At 68.1% G+C, this 25,727-nt stretch carries 22 protein-coding genes; 9 read left to right on the forward strand and 13 right to left on the reverse strand.

Annotated features, from left to right (window positions below; genetic code table 11):
- Positions 1-94: 94 nt before the first annotated feature.
- From AMD30_RS09675 to hrcA, 4 genes are all read right to left on the reverse strand, one after another.
- Positions 95-874, reverse strand: a complete 780-nt coding sequence (locus tag AMD30_RS09675) for an alpha/beta hydrolase family protein (protein ID WP_055475524.1) — start codon at positions 872-874, stop codon at positions 95-97.
- Positions 871-1,620 (reverse strand): 16S rRNA (uracil(1498)-N(3))-methyltransferase, encoded by a 750-nt coding sequence (locus tag AMD30_RS09680; protein WP_055475478.1) that lies wholly within the window; start codon positions 1,618-1,620, stop codon positions 871-873. The genes AMD30_RS09675 and AMD30_RS09680 overlap by 4 nt, the downstream gene beginning before the upstream one ends.
- A 63-nt stretch (positions 1,621-1,683) precedes the next feature.
- Positions 1,684-2,853 carry a molecular chaperone DnaJ gene (gene dnaJ, locus AMD30_RS09685; RefSeq protein ID WP_055475479.1) on the reverse strand — a complete coding sequence of 390 codons (1,170 nt, stop codon included), beginning with the start codon at positions 2,851-2,853 and terminating at the stop codon, positions 1,684-1,686.
- A gap of 166 nt (positions 2,854-3,019) precedes the next feature.
- The gene (gene hrcA / locus AMD30_RS09690; RefSeq protein WP_055475525.1) at positions 3,020-4,054 is read right to left on the reverse strand and encodes a heat-inducible transcriptional repressor HrcA; all 1,035 of its coding nucleotides are present in this window, start codon (positions 4,052-4,054) and stop codon (positions 3,020-3,022) included.
- Between the two features lie 163 nt (positions 4,055-4,217).
- Between hrcA and AMD30_RS09695 the strand changes: the two genes are divergently transcribed.
- Positions 4,218-4,676, forward strand: coding sequence for a type II toxin-antitoxin system VapB family antitoxin (locus AMD30_RS09695; protein WP_055475480.1), 459 nt, complete (start codon positions 4,218-4,220; stop codon positions 4,674-4,676).
- 19 nt (positions 4,677-4,695) lie between these two features.
- On the opposite strand, the gene hemW is transcribed toward AMD30_RS09695, so the two are convergent.
- A complete protein-coding gene (hemW, locus tag AMD30_RS09700; protein ID WP_055475481.1) occupies positions 4,696-5,895 on the reverse strand; it encodes a radical SAM family heme chaperone HemW in 1,200 nt (399 codons plus the stop codon).
- 368 nt (positions 5,896-6,263) lie between these two features.
- Between hemW and AMD30_RS09705 the strand changes: the two genes are divergently transcribed.
- From AMD30_RS09705 to AMD30_RS09725, 5 genes are read left to right on the forward strand one after another with little or no spacing between them, the layout of a single operon-like run.
- On the forward strand, positions 6,264-8,027 hold the full coding sequence (locus AMD30_RS09705) for a nitrite/sulfite reductase (protein WP_055475482.1): 1,764 nt from the start codon (positions 6,264-6,266) through the stop codon (positions 8,025-8,027).
- A complete protein-coding gene (locus AMD30_RS09710) occupies positions 8,024-8,803 on the forward strand; it encodes a phosphoadenylyl-sulfate reductase (protein WP_055475483.1) in 780 nt (259 codons plus the stop codon). The genes AMD30_RS09705 and AMD30_RS09710 overlap by 4 nt, the downstream gene beginning before the upstream one ends.
- Positions 8,785-9,774: a sulfate adenylyltransferase subunit CysD gene (gene cysD / locus AMD30_RS09715; RefSeq protein ID WP_189340120.1), complete on the forward strand. Its 990-nt coding sequence runs from the start codon at positions 8,785-8,787 to the stop codon at positions 9,772-9,774. The genes AMD30_RS09710 and cysD overlap by 19 nt, the downstream gene beginning before the upstream one ends.
- Positions 9,774-11,069, forward strand: a complete 1,296-nt coding sequence (locus AMD30_RS09720; protein WP_055475485.1) for a sulfate adenylyltransferase subunit 1 — start codon at positions 9,774-9,776, stop codon at positions 11,067-11,069. The genes cysD and AMD30_RS09720 overlap by 1 nt, the downstream gene beginning before the upstream one ends.
- Positions 11,066-11,815 carry a sirohydrochlorin chelatase gene (locus AMD30_RS09725; RefSeq protein WP_055475486.1) on the forward strand — a complete coding sequence of 250 codons (750 nt, stop codon included), beginning with the start codon at positions 11,066-11,068 and terminating at the stop codon, positions 11,813-11,815. Before AMD30_RS09720 ends, AMD30_RS09725 begins: the two co-directional genes overlap by 4 nt.
- Positions 11,816-12,091: 276 nt before the next feature.
- Here the strand turns inward: AMD30_RS09725 and AMD30_RS09730 are convergent, their stop codons facing one another.
- Entirely contained in the window at positions 12,092-12,292 is a 201-nt protein-coding gene (locus AMD30_RS09730; protein ID WP_055475487.1) for a hypothetical protein, read from the reverse strand.
- A 151-nt stretch (positions 12,293-12,443) separates the two neighbouring features.
- Between AMD30_RS09730 and AMD30_RS09735 the strand changes: the two genes are divergently transcribed.
- Positions 12,444-14,444 carry a glycoside hydrolase family 15 protein gene (locus AMD30_RS09735; protein ID WP_055475526.1) on the forward strand — a complete coding sequence of 667 codons (2,001 nt, stop codon included), beginning with the start codon at positions 12,444-12,446 and terminating at the stop codon, positions 14,442-14,444.
- Positions 14,445-14,465: 21 nt separating this feature from the next.
- Here AMD30_RS09735 and AMD30_RS09740 read toward each other — a convergent pair whose 3' ends face one another.
- The 3 genes from AMD30_RS09740 to lepA are packed head-to-tail and all read right to left on the reverse strand — an operon-like array spanning position 14,466 to position 19,378.
- The gene (locus AMD30_RS09740) at positions 14,466-15,377 is read right to left on the reverse strand and encodes a cation diffusion facilitator family transporter (RefSeq protein WP_055475488.1); all 912 of its coding nucleotides are present in this window, start codon (positions 15,375-15,377) and stop codon (positions 14,466-14,468) included.
- A 13-nt stretch (positions 15,378-15,390) separates the two neighbouring features.
- Complete coding sequence (locus tag AMD30_RS09745) at positions 15,391-17,439, reverse strand: M3 family metallopeptidase (protein ID WP_055475489.1); 2,049 nt, start codon at positions 17,437-17,439, stop codon at positions 15,391-15,393.
- A gap of 31 nt (positions 17,440-17,470) precedes the next feature.
- On the reverse strand, positions 17,471-19,378 hold the full coding sequence (gene lepA / locus AMD30_RS09750; RefSeq protein ID WP_269432775.1) for a translation elongation factor 4: 1,908 nt from the start codon (positions 19,376-19,378) through the stop codon (positions 17,471-17,473).
- Positions 19,379-19,509: 131 nt separating this feature from the next.
- Here lepA and AMD30_RS09755 point away from each other — a divergent pair, with 131 nt between their 5' ends.
- Both AMD30_RS09755 and AMD30_RS09760 read left to right on the forward strand, forming a co-directional pair.
- Positions 19,510-20,196, forward strand: coding sequence for an alpha/beta hydrolase family protein (locus AMD30_RS09755; RefSeq protein WP_055475491.1), 687 nt, complete (start codon positions 19,510-19,512; stop codon positions 20,194-20,196).
- Positions 20,197-20,622, forward strand: coding sequence for a type II toxin-antitoxin system PemK/MazF family toxin (locus AMD30_RS09760; protein ID WP_010841278.1), 426 nt, complete (start codon positions 20,197-20,199; stop codon positions 20,620-20,622).
- 13 nt (positions 20,623-20,635) lie between these two features.
- On the opposite strand, the gene AMD30_RS09765 is transcribed toward AMD30_RS09760, so the two are convergent.
- The 4 genes from AMD30_RS09765 to AMD30_RS09780 all read right to left on the reverse strand — a co-directional run bounded on the left by AMD30_RS09765 (position 20,636) and on the right by AMD30_RS09780 (position 25,544).
- Complete coding sequence (locus AMD30_RS09765; protein WP_010841279.1) at positions 20,636-21,484, reverse strand: transglutaminase family protein; 849 nt, start codon at positions 21,482-21,484, stop codon at positions 20,636-20,638.
- The gene (locus AMD30_RS09770; RefSeq protein ID WP_014927458.1) at positions 21,481-22,458 is read right to left on the reverse strand and encodes an alpha-E domain-containing protein; all 978 of its coding nucleotides are present in this window, start codon (positions 22,456-22,458) and stop codon (positions 21,481-21,483) included. Before AMD30_RS09770 ends, AMD30_RS09765 begins: the two co-directional genes overlap by 4 nt.
- Entirely contained in the window at positions 22,455-24,305 is a 1,851-nt protein-coding gene (locus AMD30_RS09775) for a circularly permuted type 2 ATP-grasp protein (RefSeq protein ID WP_055475492.1), read from the reverse strand. The genes AMD30_RS09770 and AMD30_RS09775 overlap by 4 nt, the downstream gene beginning before the upstream one ends.
- A 93-nt stretch (positions 24,306-24,398) precedes the next feature.
- Positions 24,399-25,544, reverse strand: a complete 1,146-nt coding sequence (locus tag AMD30_RS09780; protein ID WP_055475493.1) for a hypothetical protein — start codon at positions 25,542-25,544, stop codon at positions 24,399-24,401.
- Positions 25,545-25,727: the final 183 nt, after the last annotated feature.

Below are 25,727 nucleotides of genomic sequence, written 5' to 3' on the forward strand. Positions count from 1 at the left end.
TCTGGATGCGGCGCCCCCGGCCGACGCGGTCGCGGCGGCAGGGGTGTGGTCAGTGTATCGCGGTGCAACAGCCGATCAGCAGGCAATATTTCCGTCAGATCCCGAGCACGCGGATCGTCTGTCGCGTGCCGACGCTGCGCGGTTCGACGAAGGCGTCGTGCCCCTCACCGGGGACGACGATGAGTTCGGCGGACTGTCCGCGTGCGATCGCGGCGTCGACGTACCGGCGGCTGGACTCGACCGGGATCAGGTCATCGGCGTCGCCGTGGATCGCGACGACGTGGGCGTCGACCACCGGTGCCAGCAGTGGTGAGGCGTCGGAGTAGCGGCGCGGCGACTCGCTGAACGGCCGACCCATGAACGCCCGCACCGACTCCCGGTCCGCTGCACCGACGGTGTCGAGCACGGCCGCCTGGGCGATCACGGTGGTGATGGTGGCCGTGGCGGTCCGGGCTCCGAGCTGACCGACGGCCCAGACCGCGAGCTGACCACCCGCGGAATGCCCGACGACCGCGGTCGAGGCGAAGTCGACAGCGCCGGGCGGGAGCAGGTCACGGACGGGACCGTCCAGGGCACCGAGCGCGTCGAGGACATCCCGGCCGGTGTTCGGCCACCCGCCGCCCTCTTCGCCCACCCGGCGGTACTCGATGTTCCACACCGCCGCCCCGCGTTCGGCGAGCATCCGGGCGATCGCGGTCTGGGTCGTCGACCCGAACTCGACAGACCAGGACCCGCCGTGGACGAGCACCACGAGCCGCGTCGGCGTCGCGGCGCCGAGCCCCTCGGAAGGCACGTACAGGTGCCCGAATTGGGAAGGCGCAGAGCCGTATTCGATCTTGGTCCGACGCACCGGACGGCGTCCGACGACACTCATCGGGCCCACCGGCGGGTGAGCACCCCGATCGCGCCGAGGGCCACCGCGGCGGCCGTCGACGTACGCAACACCTCGGGGCCGAGCACGACCGAGTGCGCACCGAGCGCGGTCAGGTCGGCGACCTCGCCGGCATCGAGTCCGCCCTCGGGCCCGACCACGAGCAGGATCTCGGTGGCGTCGGCGAGGGGTAGCCGGGCCAGGGGTTGCGCGGCTTCCTCGTGCAGGACGGCGACGACCCCTCCCCGCGCCACGACGTCCGCGCAGCGGGCCCGGACGTCGATGGTGGTCGCGAGGTCGGTGATCTCCGGAATCCATGGTCGACGGCTCTGTTTGGCAGCTGCCGAGGCCGCGGCCCGCCATTTGGCAACGCCCTTGTCCGCCTTGCCCGTCCACCGCGACACGCACCGCAGCGCCTGCCACGGCACGATGACGTCGGCGCCGGCCTCGGTGGCGAGGTCGACCGCGAGCTCGGACCGCTCCGACTTCGGGAGCGCCTGCACCACGGTCACCTGCGGGGTCGGGCGAGCCTCGAACGCGAGGTCGTGGACGGTCGCCACCAGTGTGTCCTTGGCGGTGATCTCCCGGATCTCGCAACCGCCGACCGAGCCGGCGCCGTCGCCGACGAGGATCCGTTCGCCGACGCCCAGCCGGGCGACGGTGACCGCGTGACGACCCTCGGCGCCGCTCAGGATCAGGTCAGCGCCGGGCGCGGGCACGGAGTCCGCCCAGAACAGCGGTGGACTCACCGCGTACCCGCCGTCCCGAACGCGAACATCCACTCGGAGATCGCCGCCGCGGACACCAGGTGCCTACTTCCCGGCGAACGCGTTGCGCAGCCGCGAGAAGAGGCCGCCGGGCGCCGCGGCCGCCGAGGTGTTGACGACCTCGATCTCGTCGGCGGCGATCTTGCGGTACTTCTTCAGTGCTTCGGTCTGCGCCGCATCGAGTCTGGTCGGCACGACAACGTCGAGGTGGACGTGCATGGTGCCGCGCACACCGGAACTGACGTGCGGCATGCCCTGCCCGCGCAGCTTCACGATCTGGCCCGGCTGCGTGCCGGGCGCGACCGTCACGGTGACCGGATCGCCGAGAATCGTCTCCACCTCGAACTCGGCACCGAGCGCGGCGTCGGCCATCGGGACCTTGACGGTGCAGTGCAGGTCGTCCTTGTCGCGCAGGAACACCTCGTGCGGCCGTTCGGCGACCTCGACGTACAGATCGCCGGCGGGGCCGCCGCCGAGACCCACCTCACCCTGACCGGTGAGGCGAACCCGCATGCCGTTCTCGATTCCGGCCGGGATGCGCACGGTCATCGTGCGTCGCGAGCGGTAGCGTCCGTCGCCGCCGCACTTGTGGCAGGGGTCGGGGATGACCTCGCCGACGCCGTGGCAGGTCGGGCACTCGCGCACGGTCATGACCTGCCCGAGGAAGGAGCGCTGCACCGACTGGATCTCCCCGGCGCCCTTGCAGATGTCGCAGGTGACCGGCTTGCTGTCGCCGTTGGTTCCCGAGCCGGTACACACGTCGCAGAGGATCGCGGTGTCGACGGTGATCTCCTTGGCGACCCCCTTGGCGCACTCGGCGAGATCCAGGGTCACGTTCACCAGCGCCGGCTCACCCGGCTGGACACGGGACTTGGGTCCGCGGCCCGAGCCGAAGCCCCCGCCACCGCCGCCGAAGGCACCGCCATTGCCGAAGAACGCCTCGAAGACGTCGCCGAATCCCCCGCCGCCGCCACCGAAACCGCCGAAGCCGCCCGCACCGGCGCCGGCCAGCGGATCGCCGCCGGCGTCGACGATGCGACGCTTCTCCGGATCGGTCAGCACCTCGTAGGCGGTGCTGACCTCTTTGAACTCGTCTTCTTTGCCCGGGTTGACGTCGGGGTGCAGCTCCCGCGCCTTCTTGCGGTAGGCGCGCTTGAGCTCCTGATCACTGGCGCCCTTCGCCACTCCCAGGATTGCGTAGTAGTCACGTGCCACGGTTGTAGTGATCCTTCGGTCTCAGTTGGTGCCTGGCGGCGGGTGCTCTCACGATCGCGCGACTCGCGCGGGGACCGGCCGTCCCCGCCGTCGTCCCGGCTCCTCTTCGCGAGCGGCCGCCGTCGACGCTGCGGTGTGCCCGACAGCGATCATGGAGAAACAGCGATCATCGTTCGGCGAGCACCTCGCCGATGTACTTGGCAACGGCCGCCACCGAGGCGATGGTTCCCGGATAGTCCATCCGTGTGGGGCCGAGCACACCGACGCCGCCGAACACGGTTCCCGAAGCACCGTACCCTGTCGACACGACCGAGGTCCCACGCAGGTTCTCGGTCCGGGTCTCCTCGCCGATCTGCACCGTGACCTGGCCCATGTCCTGGGTCGTCGCCAAGATCTTGAGCACCACCACCTGCTCCTCGAGCGCCTCGAGAACGGTGTCCATCCCGCCGACGACGGGGGTGAAGTCGGCCGCCGACCGCGCGAGGTTCGACGTGCCGCCCAGCACCAGCCGATCGTCACCGCGTTCGACGAGGGTCTCCACCAGCACGGTGGCGATGTTGAGGACCGCACCGCGCAGATCCTCGGGCGCGGAGTTGGCGAGCTCGGCGACCGCGGCCGACGCGGCTTCGAGCCGTTTGCCGTGCAGTGCGGCCGAGAACAGATCGCGCAACCGGGCGATCTCGTCCTCGTCGTGGTCTTCGCTCAGCGCCACCATGCGCTGTTCGACCCGGCCGTTGTCGACGATGACGACCAGCAGCAGACGCGACGGAGACAGGGTGACGACCTCGAGGTGACGCACGGTCGCCGCCGACAGCACCGGGTACTGGATGACCGCGACCTGTCTCGTCAGCTGGGCGAGGAGCCGCACCGAGCGCCGGAGCACGTCGTCGAGGTCGACGCCGGAGTCGAGCACCGAGAGGATCGCCCGGCGCTCGGCGGCCGACAGCGGCTTGATCTCGCTGATCCGGTCGACGAACATCCGGTAGCCCTTGTCGGTGGGTACCCGGCCGGAGCTGGTGTGCGGCTGGGTGATGTATCCCTCGGCCTCCAGGACCGCCATGTCGTTGCGGACGGTGGCACTCGACACCCCCAGCTGGTGTCGCTCCACGAGCGCCTTCGAACCGATCGGTTCCTGTGTGTCGACGTAGTCGGTCACGATCGCCCGCAAGATCTCGAAGCGACGATCATCGGTGGTAGACACGCGGCACACCTCCTGACTCGGATCCCCTGCCATACAGTTGGGTGCGTTCCATAGTACGAAATGGGATCGCGATCACCGTGCCACGGCGTGGTGTCGCGCACTGACCGTCGACGCGTCGTCGCAGATCAGCAATCGTCGAGGCACGGGCGTCGGAGGAGTTCGCATGATCTTCAAGGGGGTGCGGGAGGGCAAGCCCTATCCCGACCACGGGCTGTCGACGCGTGGCTGGGCCAAGATCCCGCCGCGGCAACTCCGGCTCGACCAGCTGACGCCGATCACCAAGGTCCTCGCCTTGGACAAGCTCCTCAGCGAGGACTCCACCTTCTACGGCGACCTGTTCGCCCACGTCGTGCGGTGGGAGGGCGAGCTCTATCTGGAGGACGGCCTGCATCGCGCCGTCCGGTCGGCATTGCGCAACCGCCACATCATCCACGCCCGCACCCTCGACCTCGACGCCCTGGACCTGTCCGACGCGGCCAAACCCCTCGACGAGCAACTCCAAGACACCGCCGAGATCCCGGCGCGCCGGCCCCCGACCACGCCCGACGGCCCCGGTGCGCATCGGCGCGGTGCGCGATCGACGGGCTGGACGAGTCCGCCTCGCCCCGATCAGAGCTGGTAGGCCGACAACCGGCCCCGCGTCAGCCCCAGAGCACGCGGCGGATCACGCCGTCGGCCAGCAACCGACCCGCGTCGGTGAGCACGTAGGCGTCGTCGGCCGCGGTGAGCAGTCCGGCGGCCCGGAGCTGTTCGGCATGCGCGGTCTCGGCGTCGTCGAGGAGGTCGCGCGGCAGTCCGCTGCGGCACCGGGTGGTCAGCATGACGGCCTCGAGGTGCCGGTCCTCGGGGGTCAGCTGTTCTGCCGAAGCGATCGGCAAGACCCCGTCCGCCAGCGACTTCGCATAGCGCGCAGGATGTTTGGCGTTCAGCCAGCGCACGCCGGCGACGTGGGAATGCGCCCCCGGACCGATGCCCCACCAGTCGTTGCTGTGCCAGTAGGCGATGTTGTGACGACACACCGACTTCTCGCCGCGCGCCCAGTTCGACACCTCGTACCAGTCGAGTCCGTCCGCACGCAGACGACGGTCGAGGATCTGATAGCGGTCGGCGAGGACGTCGTCGTCGGGTGCTGGCATCTCCCCGCGCCGGATGCGGCGGGCGAGCGCGGTGCCGTCCTCGACGATCAGCGCGTAGGCCGACACATGGTCGACCCCGGCGTCGAGCACCGCATCAACGGTGGCGTGCAGGTCGGCGTCGGTCTCGCCGGGCGTGCCGTAGATCAGGTCGAGGTTGACGTGGTCGAACCCGGCCGCTCGTGCCTCCCTGGCGGCCGCAACCGCCCGACCCGGGGTGTGCGTGCGATCGAGCAGCCGGAGCACGTGTGCGGCGGCCGACTGCATGCCGAGCGAGATGCGGGTGAAACCGGCGGAGCGGAGGTCGTCGAAGAACTCCGGCGAGGTCGACTCCGGATTCGACTCGGTGGTGATCTCGACGTCGTCGGACAGGTCGAAGTGGACCCGGACGGCGTCGAGGAGTCGTGTGAGGCCGTCGCCGCCGAGCAGCGACGGCGTGCCCCCGCCGACGAAGATCGTCGAGACCGGCCGGCCGGGGGCCAGCATCCGCGACGCCGCCTCGAGTTCGCGGGCGACCGCGTGCTGCCACGATTCCGGCGACGACGACGAACCGAGTTCGCCCGCCGTATAGGTGTTGAAGTCGCAGTACCCACACCGGGTCGCGCAGAACGGGACGTGCAGGTACAGCGCGAGTGGTACGTCCGTGTCGACCTCGCGGCACGCAGCGGCGACCAGGTCGGCTGCGATGGTGGTGGTGTCGACGTTCACCGTTCCATGATGCCGATCGCGGCGACGTGGACGGAAATCGTCGCCCAGATCGGGAACAGCGCAGTACTCGACGGCGTTGTGCGGCGCAGGCAGGCGTGGAGGCCGGCCTGGTTTCCATCATCATGATGGAAAATAACCCCAAGTAGACGAGCCGATAGGGAGCGTGGCACTATGGACCGCGTGATTTTCCCCGGGGTGTGGCTCGCAGCTCGACGCCACATTGATCTCAAGCGCGTCAACAGCGCTTTCTGTCGCATCTAGCGACGTCTCGGCCCCGATTTGTCCCCGATTCCCTGGGGATGCCGGCACGTTTCAGCCCGTAACTCGTGCAACGAACGCCGGCCCTGTGCGCCGGCACAGGAGAGTTCATGACGTCCACCACCGACGCCCCCGCCGCTTCCGGTCCGGGTGCACCGAACGACGCTGCCGCTGCAGAGCCGGCCGCCGCGAAGCCCGCGCGCCCGGCCCGCAAGGCTCGTCCGACCAAGCGCCGCGCCGAGGGTCAGTGGAAGCTCGGTTATCGCGAGCCGCTGAACCCCAACGAGCAGGTCAAGAAGGACGACAACCCGCTCAACGTGCGTGCGCGCATCGAGAACATCTATTCCAAGCAGGGTTTCGACTCGATCGACAAACAGGACCTGCGCGGCCGGATGCGCTGGTGGGGTCTCTACACCCAGCGCGCCGAGGGTTACGACGGCACCTGGACCGGCGACGAGAACATCGACATCCTCGAGGACAGCCACTTCATGATGCGGGTGCGCTGCGACGGCGGTGCGCTCAACGTTGCTCAGCTGCGCACCCTCGGTGAGATCTCCACCGAGTTCGCCCGCGACACCGCCGACCTCTCCGACCGGGAGAACGTCCAGTACCACTGGATCCGCATCGAGGACGTCCCGACCATCTGGGAGCGCCTCGAGGGCGTGGGGCTGCAGACCACCGAGGCCTGCGGCGACTGCCCCCGCGTCGTGCTGGGTTCGCCTCTCGCCGGCGAGTCCCTCGACGAGGTCCTCGACCCTACCCCGGCCATCGACGAAATCGTCCGCCGCTACATCGGCGACCCGAAGTACTCGAACCTGCCGCGCAAGTTCAAGACCGCGATCTCGGGCCAGCAGGACGTGGTCCACGAGATCAACGACGTCGCGTTCGTCGGCGTCGTGCATCCCGAGCACGGCCCCGGACTGGACCTCTGGGTCGGCGGCGGATTGTCCACCAACCCGATGCTCGCCCAGCGCGTCGGCGCCTGGGTGCCGCTCGACGAGGTGCCCGACGTCTGGGAGGCCGTGGTCTCGATCTTCCGCGACTACGGGTACCGGCGTCTGCGCGCCAAGGCGCGGCTGAAGTTCCTCATCAAGGACTGGGGCATCGAGAAGTTCCGCCAGGTGCTCGAGGACGAATACCTGGGGCGCAAGCTGATCGACGGCCCGGCGCCGGAAAAGCCGGAGCGTCCGATCGACCACATCGGTGTGCAGAAGCTGAGCAACGGACTCAACGCGATCGGCTTCTCCCCCATCGCCGGTCGCGTCTCGGGCACGATCCTGACCAAGACCGCCGACGCGGTCGCCGCGGCCGGTTCCGACCGTGTGCGCTTCACCCCGTACCAGAAGCTGATCGTCCTCGACGTCCCCGACGACAAGGTCGAGTGGCTGATCGACGAGCTCAAGCCGCTCGGCCTGCACGGCCGGCCCACGCGGTGGCGCCGGAACCTGCTGGCGTGCAGCGGCATCGAGTTCTGCAAGCTGTCGTTCACCGAGACCCGCAAGCGCTCGCAGGTCCTCGCCCCGGAACTGGACGAGCGGCTGGCCGACATCAACGCGAAGCTCGACGTGCCGATCACGGTGAACATCAACGGCTGCCCCAACTCCTGCGGACGGTCGCAGATCGCCGACATCGGCTTCAAGGGACAGCTCGTCGAGGACGCCGACGGCAACCAGACCGACGGCTTCCAGGTCCACCTCGGCGGCAGCCTGGGCCTGGACTCGGGTTTCGGTCGCAAGTTGCGCCAGCACAAGGTGCTGGGTACCGAACTGGGCGACTACATCGAGCGCGTGGTCCGCAACTTCGTCGACCAACGCGAAGAGGGTGAACGGTTCGCGCAGTGGGCCGTTCGTGCCGATGAGGAGGCGCTGCGATGACCATCGAGACCACCACCCGTACGGGCCGGCGCTTCAGCGAGGACCAGCTGCGGGACATCGCCGAGAAGGGTGCTGCGGACCTCGGTTCCGACGCCACCCCGGAGGAATTGATCCGCTGGACCGCGCAGACCTTCGGCACCAACTTCGTCGTCGCGTCGAACATGCAGGACGCGGCCCTGGTCGACCTCGCCGTGAAGAACATCGACCGTGAGTTGCTCGACGGCGACCCGGTCAAGGTGCTCTTCCTCGACACCGGATACCACTTCGCCGAGACCATCGGCACCCGCGACGCCGTCGAGCAGGTGTATAACCATTCTGCCCCTCGCTTCGCTCGACCGGGCGTGGAGATGGTGAACCTGACCCCCGAGCACAGCGTCGCCGAGCAGGACGAACTGTTGGGCCGCAACCTCTTCGCCCGCGACCCGGGCGAATGCTGCCGACTGCGGAAAGTCGTGCCGCTCAAGGCCGGACTCGCCGGGTACGACGCGTGGATCACGGGCATCCGTCGTGTGGAGGCACCGACTCGGGCCAACGCGCCGCTCATCTCCTTCGACGAGGGCTTCGGACTGGTAAAGATCAACCCGATCGCGGCCTGGTCCGACGAGACGATGCAGGACTACATCGACACCAACGGCGTGCTGGTGAATCCGCTCGTCGACGAGGGATATCCCTCGATCGGGTGCGCACCGTGCACCGCCAAACCCGAACCCGGATCCGATCCGCGCAGCGGCCGCTGGGCCGGTCGCGCCAAGACAGAATGTGGGCTGCACGCATGACCGTGACCGAAACACCGTCCGTTCCGGCGACGAGCGGCGCCGCCGCTGCCCAGACGAGCGGCGCCGCCGCGGAGGCCGACGAGTTCACCACACTCGACGCCCTGGAGTCCGAGGCGATCCACATCTTCCGCGAGGTCGCGGGAGAGTTCGAGCGGCCGGTGATCCTGTTCTCCGGCGGCAAGGACTCCACCGTGCTCCTGCACGTCGCGCTCAAGGCGTTCTGGCCTGCGCCCCTGCCCTTCTCGCTGCTGCACGTCGACACCGGGCACAACCTGCCCGAGGTCCTCGAGTTCCGTGACCAGGTCGTGGAACGGCACAACCTGCGGCTGCACGTGGCCAGGGTGGAGGACTACCTCGCGGACGGCCGGCTCACCGAGCGCCCCGACGGGGTCCGCAACCCGCTGCAGACCATCCCCCTGCTCGACGCGATCACCGAGAACCGTTTCGACGCGGTGTTCGGCGGCGGTCGGCGCGACGAGGAGCGGTCGCGCGCCAAGGAGCGGATCTTCTCGCTGCGCAACGCCTTCGGCCAGTGGGACCCGAAGCGACAGCGCCCCGAGCTGTGGAACCTCTACAACGGCCGCCACGCCCCGGGTGAGCACGTGCGGGTGTTCCCGCTGTCGAACTGGACCGAGCTCGACATCTGGCGCTACATCGCTCGCGAGCAGGTGCTCCTCCCGTCGATCTACTACGCCCATGAGCGCGAGGTCTACCAGCGCGACGGCATGTGGATGACCTCGGGAGTCTGGGGCGGTCCCCGCGAAGGCGAAGAGGTGCAGCGACTCTCGGTGCGCTACCGCACCGTCGGCGACGGCTCCTCGACCGGCGCGGTCCTCTCCGACGCCACGGACAACGAGGCCGTGCTCGCCGAGGTCGCGGCGTCGCGGCTGACCGAACGTGGCGCCACCCGTGGCGACGACCGGGTCTCCGAGGCAGCCATGGAAGACCGTAAGCGCGAAGGATATTTCTGATGAAGCACGCTCCTGATCTCCTCCGCATCGCGACCGCGGGCAGCGTCGACGACGGTAAGTCCACGCTCGTGGGCCGCCTGCTGTACGACACGAAATCCGTTCTGGCCGACCAGATCGACGCGGTCACGAAGGCTTCTGTGGACCGCGGTCTCGACACCCCGGACCTGTCGCTGCTCGTCGACGGGCTGCGGGCCGAGCGCGAACAGGGCATCACCATCGATGTCGCCTACCGCTACTTCGCAACTCCCGCGCGCTCGTTCGTGCTCGCCGACACCCCCGGGCACGTCCAGTACACCCGCAACACGGTGTCGGGTGCGTCGACTGCGCAACTGGTGATACTGCTCGTCGACGCCCGCACCGGCGTCGTCGCCCAGACCCGCCGCCACGCCGCGGTGATGGCACTGCTCGGCGTGCCCCAGCTGGTGCTCGCGGTCAACAAGATCGACCTCGTCACCGATCAGGCGTCGGTGTTCGCCGAGATCTCCGCTGAATTCGCCGATCTCACCCGGTCGCTGGGTTGGTCCGCCGAGCAGGTCACCGCGATCCCGGTGTCGGCGCTGCACGGCGACAACGTGGCGCACCGCTCGGAGACCACCGCCTTCTACGACGGGCCGACACTCATCGAGCATCTCGAGACCGTGCCCAATCTGGTGGAGCGCAACGACGTCGGCCTGCGGTTCCCGGTCCAGTACGTCATCCGTCCCCGCACGCCGGAACACCCCGACTACCGTGGTTACGCGGGTCAGATCGCCGCCGGCCGGGTCTCCGTCGGCGACGAGGTGGTCGTCCTGCCGTCGGGGCAGCGGACCACCGTCAGCCAGATCGACACCGCCGACGGCGAATTGCCCACCGCGCACACCGGACGCAGTGTCACGATTCTGCTGGCAGACGACGTCGACATCTCGCGCGGCGACCTCATCGCCGCCGCCGCTGACGCCCCGGAACCGTTGCAGCAGTTCAGCGCAACGGTCTGTTGGCTCGCCGAGAAGCCGCTGCGCCCGGGCGCTCGCCTGCTCCTCAAGCACGGCACCAAGACCACCCAGGCGATCGTCGGCGCCCTCGACGCGCTGTTCGACGAGCAGAACCTCGCCCTGGTGGAGGCTCCGGAATCGGTGGAGCTCAACCAGATCGTGCGGATCTCGGTGCAGACCGCCGAGCCGATCCCGGCCGACGACTACCAGGTCAACCGGGAGTCGGGCAGCTTCCTGGTCATCGACCCGCAGGGCGGGAACACGCTGGCCGCGGGCCTCGTGGGCGACGCCTTGGCGCCGCTCCATCTCAAAGAGTTGGTGTGACACCGACTCTCGTCCTCGCCGCACACGGCAGTCGCGATCCGCGCTTCGGCGCGACCGCGCGCCGTGTGCGGAACGCCGTCGCGTCGAGCCTGCCCGGTGTCGAGGTGGTGCTTTCCTATCTCGACCTCGACGAGCCACTCGTGGGCGACGTTCTCGGACAGCTCGACGGGGCGCATTCGACGCACCACGGTCCGGTCGTCGTACCGATGCTGCTGTCGGCGGGGTACCACCACAAGATCGACCTACCGTCGATCATCGCGTCGCGACGACCGACCGCCCGGCAGACCGACGTCATGGGGACCCGGTCGTTGGCCGGGGCACTGGCGGACCGTCTGATCGAGGCCGGCCTCGGCCCGCACGACGGTGTGATCCTGTCCGCGGTCGGGTCCTCCGACCCGGCCGCCGATCGTTCGGTGCGCCTACGGGCGATCGAACTGTCGACACGGCTCCACCGTCCGGTCGAGGTGGTCTTCGCGACCAAGCTGGGGCCGCACGATCGCGCCGTCGTCTCGGCCGTGCGCCGACTCCGCGCCGGCGGTGCCCGACGTATCGCGGTGAGTCCGTACTTCCTGTCGGCCGGACTGCTCACCGAGCGGGTCGAGTCGGCGCTCGACGCCCTGGTCGACGACACCCTCGTCGCCGGTCCCCTCGGCACCCATCCGGACGTCATCGAGGCGATCGGGTCGCTCTACCGCACGGCGGCGGATCAACGAGTGGTGCCCGCTGGGTACCACCCCGCTCCTTGAGGGGACCCTCAGGTCCCAGCCCCTGCTCCCTGAGGTGCGAGGAGCGCAAGCCGCCGGGCCGAGCAAGCGACGAAGGAGCGCGTCGAGGTCGACGAGCCACGAAGGGCGGGCGAGGCACGTCACCACCCCCTTCGTGGCTCGCTTCGCTCGCACCTCAGGGAGCATGAGAAACAAGCCGCGAAGCGGATGACGCTCAGCCCGTGACAAGCCAGGCGATGATGACCAGGACCAGCAGCGCCAGCAGCGCGAAGGTGACCGGCGAGCGCAGTATCTTCTTCACAATCCGGTCCCGTCGTCGTCAGCGAAGCGGCGTCGGTCGACCAGCGTGGCAGCGGCGTCGACCAGCAAACTGAGCACGTAGGCGATGAGGATCGCCACCGGGATCACGACGGCGACGGTCACCAGCAACTGGGGCACGAAGGACAGGCCCGTGAGCCACTCCTCCACGCTGTCCCACCAGTCGAAGAACGCCGACACCTCATCACCCCGTCATCTGTGCATTCGTTCCCGCGGGCAGCCGTATATCCGTCCGCGGCGTCTGCGTCGCTCCGAGTCCGTGATCACCGCCACTGTCTCCCTCACGGGAGCCGAGTGGCGTCGGCGAGAACCCGTCGCGATGATGGAACTCATGTCTGTCGCAGATGACTCCACCGTAACGTCCCTGCCGACCGTGCCGCCGCGGGCATCCGGGACCGCGGCCGACGTCTCCCCGGCGGCTCCTCCGGCTCCGTCGCACACGAGCGCCTTCCCGCCGATCGGCGACTACGCGTTCCTGTCCGACACCGAGACCAACTGTCTCATCGCGCGCAACGGCTCCGTCGAGTGGATGTGCATACCCCGGCCCGATTCACCGAGCGTCTTCGGCGCCATCCTCGACCGTAGTGCCGGCCACTTCCGACTGGCGCCCTACGGCGTGAACGTCCCGGTGGATCGGCGCTACCTGCCCGGCAGCCTGATGGTCGAGACCACCTGGCAGACCGACACCGGTTGGATCATCGTCCGTGACGCACTGGTCATGGGTCCGTGGCACGACAACGAACGTCGTTCGAAGACGCACCGCCGGACGCCCACCGACTGGGACGCCGAGCACATCCTGCTGCGCACCGTGCGCTGCGTGTCCGGCACCGTCGAACTGCACATGAGTTGCGAACCCGCCTTCGACTACCACCGCGGGACGACGAAGTGGGAGTACTCGGGCCCGGCCTACGGCGAGGCGATCGCGACCGCCAAGGACACCGATGCCGACACGCCCACCTTGAAACTCACCACGGACCTCCGGCTGGGTCTGGAGGGTCGCGAAGCGCGGGCACGTACCCGGCTCGTCGAAGGCGACAACCGCTTCGTCGCACTCAGCTGGTCCCGGCAGCCGGCGCCGCAGAACTTCGAGGAAGCCGCCCAGAAGATGTGGGCGACAAGCGAGTCGTGGCGGCAGTGGATCAACATCGGCAGCTTCCCCGATCATCCGTGGCGCTCACATCTGCAGCGTTCGGCCCTCACGCTGAAGGGACTCACCTACTCCCCGACCGGCGCGCTGCTCGCCGCCGCGACCACGTCGCTGCCGGAAACGCCTCAGGGCGAGCGCAACTGGGACTACCGCTATGCGTGGGTGCGGGACTCGACCTTCGCCCTGTGGGGTCTGTACACGCTCGGTCTCGACCGCGAGGCCGACGACTTCTTCTCCTTCATCGCCGATGTCTCGGGCATCACCAACGGGGAACGTCATCCGCTGCAGGTGATGTACGGCGTCGGCGGCGAACGCACCCTGGAAGAGGAAGAGCTGACCCATCTCTCGGGCTACGACGGCGCCCGGCCGGTCCGTATCGGCAACGGCGCGTACAACCAGGCACAGCACGACATCTGGGGCACGATGCTCGACTCGGTGTACCTCAACATCAAGTCGCACGAAGCGGTGCCGGAGACGTTGTGGCCCGTGCTGAAGGCCCAGGTCGAAGAAGCGATCAAGCACTGGAAGGATCCCGACCGCGGCATCTGGGAGGTGCGCGGGGAGCCGCAGCATTTCACGTCCTCGAAGGTCATGTGCTGGGTCGCCCTCGACCGCGGGTCACGCCTCGCGACGATGCACGGCGAGCAGGCCCACGCGCGCGAGTGGGCCGCGATCGCGGAGGAGATCAAGGCCGACGTCCTGGCGCACGGGGTCAACGAGCGCGGGGTGTTCACCCAGCGTTACGGCGACGACGCGCTCGATGCCTCGTTACTACTCGTCCCGCTGCTGCGATTCCTGCCGCCGGACGACCCCCGGGTGCGCGCAACGGTTCTCGCGATCGCCGACGAACTCACCGAGAACGAACTGGTGCTCCGCTACCGGGTCGAGGAGACCGACGACGGCCTCAGCGGCGAAGAGGGTACGTTCACCATCTGCTCGTTCTGGCTGGTGTCGGCCCTCGTCGAGATCGGCGAACTGCCACGGGCGAAGACGCTGTGTGAACGACTGCTGTCCTACTCGAGCCCGCTCAAGCTGTACGCCGAGGAGATCGACGCCAAGACCGGACAGCACCTCGGCAACTTCCCGCAGGCGTTCACCCACCTCGCCCTCATCAACGCGGTGATGCATGTGATCCGCGCCGAGGAAGCCGCCCACCAGGCCACCTTCCAGCCGGCGAATCACTGAGCGCGACGAGCCGAAACGCGCTCAGTCCAACCGCCAGTCCTCGTAGGCGCGTGGGTCGTTGATCGGTTCGACATGCAGGGTCACGGTGAGATCGTCGACCGCGGCGCGGAGTTCGTCCTCGATCGTCTCGGCCAGATCGTGCGCGCGCTGCACCGACCAGTCACCGGGGACGAGCATGTGCAACTGGACGAACCGTTCGTGGCCGGCCTCCCGCGTGCGGACGTCGTGGAAGTCGATCCGGTCGGCGCGGTGACGCGCGAGGACGGCGTCGATCGCGGCGCGCAGGTCGTCGGGCAGCGCCGAGTCCATCAGTCCCGCACCGGATCGCCAGACCAACCGTCCGCCCACGACGAGGATGTTGGCAGCCACCGCGATGGCGATCAGCGGGTCGAGCGGCAGCCAGCCGGTCACGGCGACCAGGAACACACCGACCACCACGCCGGCCGTCGTCCACACGTCGGTCATGAGATGCCGGCCGTCGGCTTCGAGGGTCAGCGACCGATGACGTCGACCGGCGCGGATGAGCACCCAGCCGACGACCGCGTTGACCACCGTCGCGCCCACCGAGATCGCCAGTCCCATGCCGACTTCGTCCAGTTCCTCCGGGTGGAGCAGGCGGTCGACGGCCGTCGCGACGATGACGACCGCCGCGACGACGATCATCACCCCCTCGAACACCGCCGAGAGGTATTCCGCCTTGGTGTGCCCGAAGTTGTGGCTCCGGTCCGGTGGCTTCGCCGCCACCCGCAGCGCGACGAACGCACCGATCGCCGCAACGAGGTTGACGGTGGACTCCAGCGCGTCGGAGAGCAGACCGACCGAGCCGGTGACCCGCCAGGCGATTAGTTTGAGACCGATCACGACGATCGCGGTCACGATGCTCAGCACCGCGAACGCCGACAGGTCCCGGCGCGGGGTGCGCGTCGTCGTCATGACCGGGACCCGATCAGGCCGCGAGCCCCCGGCGCCGCAGCAGCGGTTCGATACGCGGCCGGCGACCGATCAGGCCCTCATGTGCGACAAGCGGATCCACGCTGTCGCCGCGGGAGAGAGTGGCGTCGGCGAACCGGCGGCCGTTCTCGCGACGCAGCCCGCCCTCGGCAAGGAACCATTGCTCGGTCTCGGCGTCGAGTACCTCCGACCAGATGTAGCTGTAGTAGCCGGCGGAGTAGCCGCCACCGAAGATGTGGTTGAAGTACGAGCTCCGGTAGCGCGGCGGGATCAGTTCGGTGTGCAGGCCCGCGTCGGTGAGCGCCCGCGCCTCGAAGGCCTCGACATCGGCCACCGCCTCGGCCTCCGCCACCGACAACCGGTGCCAGGCCAGGTCCAGCGAGGATGCGGCGAGGTATTCGATGGTGCCGTGCGCGGACTCGGCTCCCGCCGACTCCCGCGCCGCATCGGCGAGCTCGGCCGGGATCGGCTCTCCGGTCTCGTGATGCCGGGCATAGTTCGCCAGCACGTCCGGGTGCAGCGCCCACATCTCGTTCACCTGCGACGGGAACTCGACGAAGTCCCGCGGTACCGACGTCCCGGATTGCGACGGGTAGTCGACCGACGACAGCAACCCGTGCAGGGCGTGCCCGAACTCGTGGAAGAGCGTGGTGAGCTGATCCATCGTGAGCAGACACGGTTGTCCGGCATCGGGTTTGGTCAGGTTCAGCACGTTCACGATGATCGGCTGGGTGTGCAGGACCGACGACTGGTCGACGATGTTGTTCATCCACGCCCCGCCGCGTTTCGACGGTCGGGCGAAGAAGTCGCCGAGGAAGAGCCCGATACCGACGCCCGCGTCGTCGCGTACCTCCCAGGCGCGCACATCCGGGTGGTACAGCGGGAGATCGGTGATCTCCCGAAAGCTGAGGCCGTACAGCTTGTTCGCGGCGAAGAAGACACCCCTGGTCAGCACCGCGTCCAGTTCGCAATAGTTCGCGAAGTCGTCGAGCGGCACCGCCGAGTGCGACCGCTTCTCCCGATCGAGCCAGAAGGTGAGATCGGCGGGGCCGATCGGCGCGTCACCCGCGAACTCGGTGAGCCGGGTGAGTTCGCGGCCACCGGCACGCATGGCCGAGGAGTTGAGCTCGCGCAGCATGTCGTCGACGGCCCCCGGGTCCGGCGCCGTCTGCTCGGCGATCACGTATTCGGCGTGGTCCCGGTAGCCGAGCATCTCTGCTCGGCGTGCCCGCAGGCGGACGATCTCGAGGACCAGTTCCCGGGTGTCGTGTTCGTTGCCTCGGGCGCACCGCCCCACCGACGCGTCGAACACCCGCCGGCGCACATCGGCATTCGTCACTTCGGTGAGCACCGACTGACTCGTCGGCAGTTCGAGCGTGAGGAGGTATCCGCTGTCGTGCCCGGCCTCGCCGGCGGCACGGCGGGCGGCGGCGATCTGTCCGGCCGACAGACCGTCCAGTTCGGCGGCATCGTCGACGAGCACCGCCGAGTCGTTGGTGTCGTCGAGGATCTTCTGGGAGAACGTCGTCGTGAGATAGGCCAGGCGGGAAGCGATCTCCCGCATCTCACCCTGTGCGTCGGGGTCGAGTCCGGCTCCGGCGCGGACCGATTCCCGGTACCGCTTGTCGAGCAGCCGGCGCTGGGCTTCGGTGAGATCGAGTTCGTCGGCGCGCGAGTGGAGGTCGGAGATCCGTTCGAAGAGAACCGGATTCATTGCGATCGTGTTCGAGTGATCGGTCAGGAGCGTCGACAGCTCCTGGGAGATCGCGTTGCGTCTGGGGTTCGTGTCGGGTCCGACGAGGTTGAAGAAGATCCCCGACGCGCAGGCCAGGTCGCGCCCCGACAACTCCAGGGCTTCGATCGTGTTGGTGAAGGTGGGCGCCGCGGGATCGGCCGCGATCGCCTGCACCTCGGCCACATGCGACGCCATGGCCTCGGTGAACGCCGGCAGGAAGTCGTCGTCGGAGATCGACGCGAAGTCGGGGAGGTCGTAGGGCAGGCCGCTTTGCGCCAGTACCGGATTGGCGCCCTGTGCTGCGGTCATCGTCTCCCGCTCCCGGTCTGCCCGTCGCCCATCACTTCCCCTTCGGCTTGTCACCCACCGCGTCGGTGGAGAGCGCGGCCACGAAGGCCTCCTGCGGGACCTCGACGCGGCCGATGGTCTTCATCCGCTTCTTGCCCTCTTTCTGCTTCTCGAGCAGTTTGCGCTTACGGCTGATGTCGCCGCCGTAGCACTTCGCGAGCACATCCTTGCGGATGGCTCGGATGTTCTCGCGCGCAATGATCTTCGAGCCGACGGCGGCCTGCACCGGAACCTCGAACTGCTGGCGCGGGATGAGCTCCTTGAGCTTGATCGCCATCCGGTTGCCGTAGGCATAGGCGGCGTCCTTGTGGACGATCGCACTGAACGCGTCGACGGCCTCGCCCTGGAGCAGGATGTCGACCTTCACCAGATCGGCTTCCTGCTCGCCCGCCTCCTCGTAGTCGAGGCTGGCATAGCCACGCGTCCGCGACTTCAAGGCGTCGAAGAAGTCGAAGATGATCTCGGCCATGGGCAGCGTGTACCGCAGTTCCACGCGCGTCTCCGACAGGTAGTCCATCCCGCCGAGCTCACCTCGACGCGACTGACACAGCTCCATGATCGCGCCGATGAACTCGCTCGGCGCGATCACGGTGGTCTTGACGATGGGTTCGTAGATGTGCCGGGTCTTGCCTTCCGGCCAGTCCGACGGGTTGGTCACCACATGCTCCGAACCGTCTTCCATGACCACCCGGTAGACGACGTTTGGGGCCGTCGAGATCAGGTCGAGGTTGAATTCGCGCTCGAGACGCTCGCGGGTGATCTCCATGTGCAGCAGACCGAGGAAGCCGCAGCGGAAGCCGAACCCAAGCGCGACCGAGGTCTCCGGCTCGAAGGTCAGTGCGGCGTCGTTGAGCTGCAACTTCTCGAGCGCCTCGCGCAACACCGGGTAGTCGGACCCGTCGAGCGGGTACAGCCCCGAATAGACCATCGGTCGCGGCTCGCGGTACCCCGTCAGCGCCTGCTCGGCACCCCGGCGGGCGGTGGTGACGGTGTCACCGACCTTCGACTGGCGAACGTCCTTCACACCCGTGATCAGGTAACCGACCTCGCCGACACCCAGCCCCGTGGTCGGCTTCGGTTCCGGGGACACGATGCCCACCTCCAGCAGTTCATGCGTGGTGCCGGTCGACATCATCAGGATCTTCTCCCGCGGCACGATCTTGCCGTCGACGACACGGACGTAGGTGACCACGCCGCGATAGGTGTCGTACACCGAGTCGAAGATCATCGCCCGCGCCGGGGCGTCGGAATCGCCCACCGGAGCCGGCACCTTCCGGATGACCTCGTCGAGCAGCTCGGTGACCCCGACGCCGGTCTTGCCCGACACACGCAGCACGTCTTCCGGCTCGCAACCCACGATGTGCGCGAGTTCGGCCGCGTAGCGCTCGGGGTCGGCCGCGGGCAGGTCGATCTTGTTGAGCACCGGGATGATGGTGAGGTCGTTCTCCATCGCCAGATACAGGTTGGCGAGGGTCTGGGCCTCGATGCCCTGCGCGGCGTCGACGAGCAGGACAGCTCCCTCGCACGCCTCCAGAGCGCGGGACACCTCGTAGGTGAAGTCGACGTGCCCGGGGGTGTCGATGAGGTGCAGGACGTAGTCCTCGTCGCCCTCCGCCGACTTCACCGTCCAGGGCAGACGGACGTTCTGCGCCTTGATGGTGATGCCGCGCTCGCGCTCGATGTCCATTCGATCGAGGTACTGCGCCCGCATCTGCCGCTCTTCGACGACGCCGGTGAGCTGCAGCATCCGGTCTGCCAGCGTCGACTTGCCGTGGTCGATGTGGGCGATGATGCAGAAGTTCCGGATACGTGCCGGATCGGTGAAGGTGGTGTCGGCGAAGTTGGGAATGGGAACTACTCCTCGAACGAGAACTGCGGTAGAAAACGGGCGCGGATACAGGTTGTGGTCCAGTTTCTCATGACCCGCCGACGCACCGCGCCCGGCCACGTTTCCCTTCGAGACGGCCCTCCGCAAGCTCCGGGCCTCCTCAGGGATCGGGGAAGTCCGCGCACACGCGGTGAGGCGCTACGGTGGCAGCCGTGTCCGCGTCCACCGTCACCACCATCGAGACCGACGACGTCGCCGCCGAGGTCCACCGTCCGGGCAGCCCGGCCCGGGCCACGCTCGTCCTCGCGCACGGCGCGGGGGGCAACCGTGACGCCGTGATCCTCCGCGCGCTGGCCGAGGAGCTGTGCGACCGCGGATACGTCGTGGCCCGCATCGACCTGCCGTACCGGCGGCGCCGGCCGAAGGGGCCGCCCAGCCCGTCCACCTCACCGGGCGACCGCGACGGCATCCGCGCCGCGTGCGCGATGTTCCGCGGTGAGTCCGACGGGCCGCTGATCGTCGGCGGGCATTCCTACGGCGGCCGGCAGGCCTCGATGGCCGTGGCCGAGGACGGGGCCGACCTGGCCGACGGCCTGCTGCTGACGTCGTATCCGCTGCATCCGCCGGGAAAACCCGACCGGCTGCGCACCGAGCACTTGCCGTCGATCACGGTCCCCACCCTCGTGGTCCACGGCAGTACCGACCCGTTCGGCACCACCGACGAGATGAGCCGCGCGGTCGGCCTCATCGATGCGCCGACGCACATCGTCGAACTGGAGAAGGTCGGGCACGACCTCAATCCGAAGAAGAAGCCGACCGCCGCCCTCACCGCCGACGCGGTCCGGGATTTCCTGATGCCCCTGTTCCCGTCAGACCGAGGAGATGCGTAAGTGACGATCCGCGACGCCCGGCCCGACCTCCGGCCGACCACCGATCTCGCCCGCACCATCAGCTACTCCCCCGACCTCGACGGGGACGCCGATCCCGGCGAGATCGTGTGGACCTGGGTTGCCTACGAAGACGACCCGAGCCAGGGGAAGGACCGGCCGGTGCTGGTCGTCGGCCGCGACGCCCGCGCCGGACGACCCGACTCCGTGCTCGGTCTCATGCTGTCGAGCAAGGACCACCGATCCGACGGCAACTGGCTTCCCGTCGGATCGGGAGCGTGGGATCCTCAGGGCCGGCCGAGCTTCGTGCGGCTCGACCGGGTACTCGTCGTCGACGACGACGGAATCCGCCGGGAGGGCGCGATCCTCGGTCGTCCGATGTTCGACGCCGTCGCGAACGAACTGCGCGAACACCACGGCTGGCGCTGACCGGCGTGAATCCTCAGGCGAGCCTGGTGATCTCGACGATGACGTCGAGGTCGGTGGCACCCCCGCCGGTGTAGATCCCTTTCAGCGGCGACACGTCGGCGTAGTCACGGCCCACCCCGACCGACACATGCTGTTCGGTGATCGGCGTGTCGTTGGTGGGGTCGTAACCCCACCAGCCACCCGTCCACGCCTCGATCCAGGCGTGGCTCTGCCCCTGCACCGTCTTGTCGATCTCGGCGTCGGGTTCGGGATGGAGATAACCGGATACGTACCGAGCAGGGATGCCGAGACCACGGAGCATCAGCAGGGTCAGGTGCGCATAGTCCTGACACACGCCCTTACGATCGGTCCACGCATCGACGGCCGTGGTGTGCACCCCGGTGGTCCCCGGCACGTACTCCATCTCGGTGTGGACGAACCGGCTCACTTCTTCGACCGCCTCCTGCGGCGTCAGGCCCTTGGTCACTCTCTTGGCTGTCGACAACAACTGCCTGTTTCTCGCCACGAATTCTGTGTACGAGAGCATTTCGTCGTACCGGTCTTTCACGGCGTCGCCGTTGATGTCATCCCACGACGCCTCGTCGTCCTCGGACGGACGATGTCCGCGTTCGGTCTCGACCACCGACAGACCCGACACCTCGAGCTCGTCATGCGGCGCATGCAGATCGAATGCGGTGACCGCCGTGCCCCAGTAATCGGTGTAGCGGTACGACCTCGTCGCCGGGACCGTCTCGACCCGGTTCACGATGACGTTCTGCCGGGTGTCGCTGCGCGGGGTGAGCCGGGCTTCGTTGTACGACGAGGTGACAGGACTGTGGTAGGCGAAACCGGTGGAATGGACGACACGCAGACGCCAGCTCACAGCTCACTCTCCTCGATGACATTCCCGTCGCTCACCCGGGCGTCCGCCCACGAGACATAGGGCGACACATGGAAATACTGTTTCGTCACGGCTTCGTTGACCGCGCGGCAGGTGTCCTGCAGGTCGACGAGCCGGTCCTGCAGATCGTCGAGCAACTTGCCGGGCTCGAGGAACTCCAGTGAACTGCGCGCGCGGCCCAGGAGCAACTGGGCCTCCGCCTGCGCACCGACACGGCTGGGCCCCTTCTCGAGCTGACCCAGATTGTGTTCGGCGACGCTGAGGGCATGGAAGATCGACCGCGGGAACAACCGGTCGAGAAGCATGAACTCGACGATGTTCTCTGCATCCAGCACCCCTCGGTATGTCCGTAGGAACGTGTCGTGCCCGCCCGCACTCACGAGCACGTTGACCCACGCCGGCGACGACGTCCGATCCCCGGCGCGCGACAGCAACATCCGGATCGTCATGTCGACCCGCTCCACCGACCGGCCCAGCAACAGATACCGGTAACCGTCGTCATGGCTGAGGGTGGCGTCGGCCAACCCGGCGAACATCGCCGCCCGGTTCTTCACATACGACAGGAACTCGTGGGGACCGAGACGACGCGAACGACGTTCGGCGGCGTCGAGCCCGTTGTAGGTGGTGTTCAAGCACTCCCACAACTCGCTGGAGGTGACTTCGCGTGCGCCGCGGGCGTTCTCACGCGCCGCGCGGATCAGGTCGACGATCGATCCCACCGCGTCGGCGTCGTAGGCGACGCGTTCGGTGAGCGACCAGACGTCGAGTTCCTCGTCGTCCTCCGGCGCGGTGAGCCCGAGCACCTGGATGATCAGCCGCGCCTGCCGGTCGACGTCGACCGTGGTGTCCTCGAGGATCTGATGGATCGCGACGTCGAGAATCCGCGCCATGTCGTCGGCGCGCTCGACGTATCTGCCGATCCAGTACAGCGACTCGGCGTTCCGCGCCAGCATCATCGGACATCACCGTCCTCGCGCTGCGTCATCGAGCCGGACTGGGACATCGAGGCAGACTGGGACATCGGGGTCAGCTGCTGCGTCATGCCGCCCATGTGCTGTGTCATGGCGCCCTGCTGTTGCTGCTGGGTCTGCGTGTGGACCGGATCGGGAGCGCTCTCGGCGGGCCGGGCGGCGGCGACCCCGCTCGTCGTGACGACCTTGGCGCCCGACAGTTCGCGGTCTCCCTCGGAGGTGCGCGAGGCCAGCACCCAGGTGTCCTTGGAACCGCCACCCTGGCTCGAGTTCACGACGAGCGATCCCTCCGGCAGCGCGACCCGGGTGAGCCCCCCGGGCAGGACCCACACGGACTCACCGTCGTTGACGGCGAACGGACGGAGGTCGACGTGACGCGGGCGAATGTCGTCGCCGATCTTGGTCGGCACCGTCGACAGCTGCACGACCGGCTGGGCGATCCATCCGCGCGGATCGTTGCGGACCTTGCGTGCCAGCGCATCCAGTTCCGCCCCGCTGGCGTCGGGCCCGAAGACGATGCCGTAACCACCCGATCCCTCAACGGGTTTGACGACGAGCTCGTCGATGCGGTCGAGCACCTCCTCGCACTCGTCGGGCAGCCAGCACCGCAGCGTGTCCACGTTCTGCAGGCTCGGCTTCTCCCCGAGGTAGTACTGGATGATCTCGGGGACATAGGTGTAGATCAGCTTGTCGTCGCCGACGCCGTTGCCGACGGCGCTGGAGATCACGACGTTGCCCGCGCGGGCCGCGTTGAGCAGACCGGCCACGCCCAGCATCGAATCCGGACGGAACTGCATGGGATCGAGGTAGTCGTCGTCGATGCGCCGGTAGATGACGTCGACCCGCTGCTCACCTTCGGTCGTGCGCATGTACACGACGTTGTCGCGGCAGAAGAGGTCCCGGCCCTCCACCAGTTCGACGCCCATCAGCCGCGCCAGGAGCGAGTGCTCGAAGTAGGCGGAGTTCGCCACGCCCGGGGTGAGCACGACGATGTTCGGGTCGGCCTCGTTGAACGCCGCCGACGCGCGCAGTGCGCGGAGCAGATGACTCGGATAGTCGGCGACCGCACGCACCTTGTGTTTGGAGAACAGGTCCGGGAACACACGCGCCATTGCCCGCCGGTTCTCGAGTACGTAGGACACACCCGACGGCGACCGCAGGTTGTCCTCGAGGACCCGGAAGTCACCGTTCTCGTCGCGGATCAGGTCGATACCCGCGACGTGGATGCGAACACCGTTGGGCGGCCGGATGTTTGCGGCCTGCCGGTGGAAGTGCTCGCAGGAGTGGACGAGTCGCTTGGGCAACACCCCGTCACGCAGGATCTCCTGCTCGCCGTAGATGTCGTCCAGGAACAGTTCGAGGGCCTGCACCCGCTGGGTGATGCCGGCCTCGAGCTTGTTCCACTCGGCCGCCGAGATCACCCGTGGCACAACGTCCAACGGGAACGGACGTTCCTTGCCGGAGAGCGAGAAGGTCACGCCCTGGTCGAGGTAGGCACGTCCGAGGGCTTCCACACGGGCCTCGACCAGGTCGGACTGATCCTCGTCGGCCATCGCCTTGTAGATGCCGCGGTACGGCGTGCGCACCTCGCCGGCGGCGTCGAACATCTCGTCATATGCCTTGCCGTACGGGCCTTTTGCGTATCCGCCGAAGTTGCCGGTGAAATTGTCCACGGTCGTCGACTTCGCCGATTTGCCACCCGAACCAGCGCCCTTCGCCGCGCCGTTACGTCCGGATGCAGCACGGCCTGATGAGTTCGAAGACGCCGACTTCGCGGCTGCGGACTTACGCGCAGCCTTCTTGGTAGGCGCACTTGTCGATGCGGGGGTCATAAACTGCCATGGTGCTACAGAATGTCGAAATCGGCACGACGTCGCCCGGCCGTGTCATCGACGAGGCCCCGAACGTCGCGCGGAGGTCGCCGGTCAGGACGATCGGCGCGCGGCGATCACCCGCCGTTTGACTTTCCTGAGTACGTTCGCCGCGCGGGTCCGCGCACGAGGACCCACCTTGGGCAGTGGCGCCGCGAGCACCATCGCCGCGATCGTGTCGAGTGCGACGTCGAGCACCTCGCCGTCCGACGGCGACGGTACGTCCGTGGCGTCGTGTTCTGCCGACACCACCAGGTCGGCGAGGTCGCCGGCGACGTCGTAGCCGGCCTCACGAACCGCCGCGACCATCCGCCGGGACTCCCCCGCCGCCCATTCCCGACTCTTGTCCGAGAGTCCCTGCGGAGGACCGGACGGCGCCTCGAACAGGATCTCGCCGATCAGCTGACCCTTGATGATCCGCTCGTACCGGCGCCATTCGATGACCTCGGGCTGCAGCCGGCGGTTGAGGCCACGCAGGAACTCCGCCTGCGGCGCGGACAGGGAACTGTTCAGGCTGGGGACGGGAATGCGCAGCGGCGTCGGGTCGATGCCCATCACCCCCAGGAACCGGTCCCACAAGGTGCCACCCGGCGCGGCCCCACGCCCCGGCACGGTGACCACGTGCACACGCTCGGGGCCGACGAATCGAGACCAGCGCTCGAGGATGCCGATGTAGTCCTGGAACTCCCAGAACGGCTCCTCGTCCGAGGCATCCGCCGTGACGGGTCCGCCGTTGCGGCGCCCCTCGGACGCGAACGCCACCGAATCGACGAACTCGTCGAACGAGGCCCGGCGCTGGTTCTTGACATTCTCCTGCCACACGGAGGGCAGCTGACGGCCCAGGTCGCGGACGGTCGCGATCACGTGGACCTCGTCGGCGAAGGACAGATCGGTCATCAGCCGTTCGATCTGGTCGACCGTCGCGGTGCTGTACAGCTCATGGGAGAGCAGGGAGATCTGCGGCCAGGCGCGGATCTGACCGAGCAGCTTCGGCCAGGTGCCGGCGAAGGCGGGATCGACCCAGTCGAGGTATCGCTCGGGCTGCAGGTGCACCGCGGCGTGGAAGTGATCGGAGATCACATTTCCCGGGTACAGCAGTCCGGACGACTGCAACGCCAGGTCGCGGTTTCGCCAGAGGCGATCCTGCAGATGGGTGGTCCCGGTCTTGGGGAGGCCGATGTGCACATAAACGACGGACATGATGAGTCCACTGTAGACTTTCGTTCACGATGATTCTTATCGTGCGGCGCGAGCACGGAGCGTGTCCGCGGCGTGGATTTTGGCGGGCTGACCCCGACTGGTAATGTTGTGCGCTGTTGCGGTGACGCCGTGGAGATGCTTCACGCGCCGACGCCGCCCGGTGCGAGTTCGACCTCCCAGGCC

Source organism: Gordonia sp. HS-NH1 (genome assembly GCF_001418765.1).
Lineage (GTDB): Bacteria > Actinomycetota > Actinomycetes > Mycobacteriales > Mycobacteriaceae > Gordonia.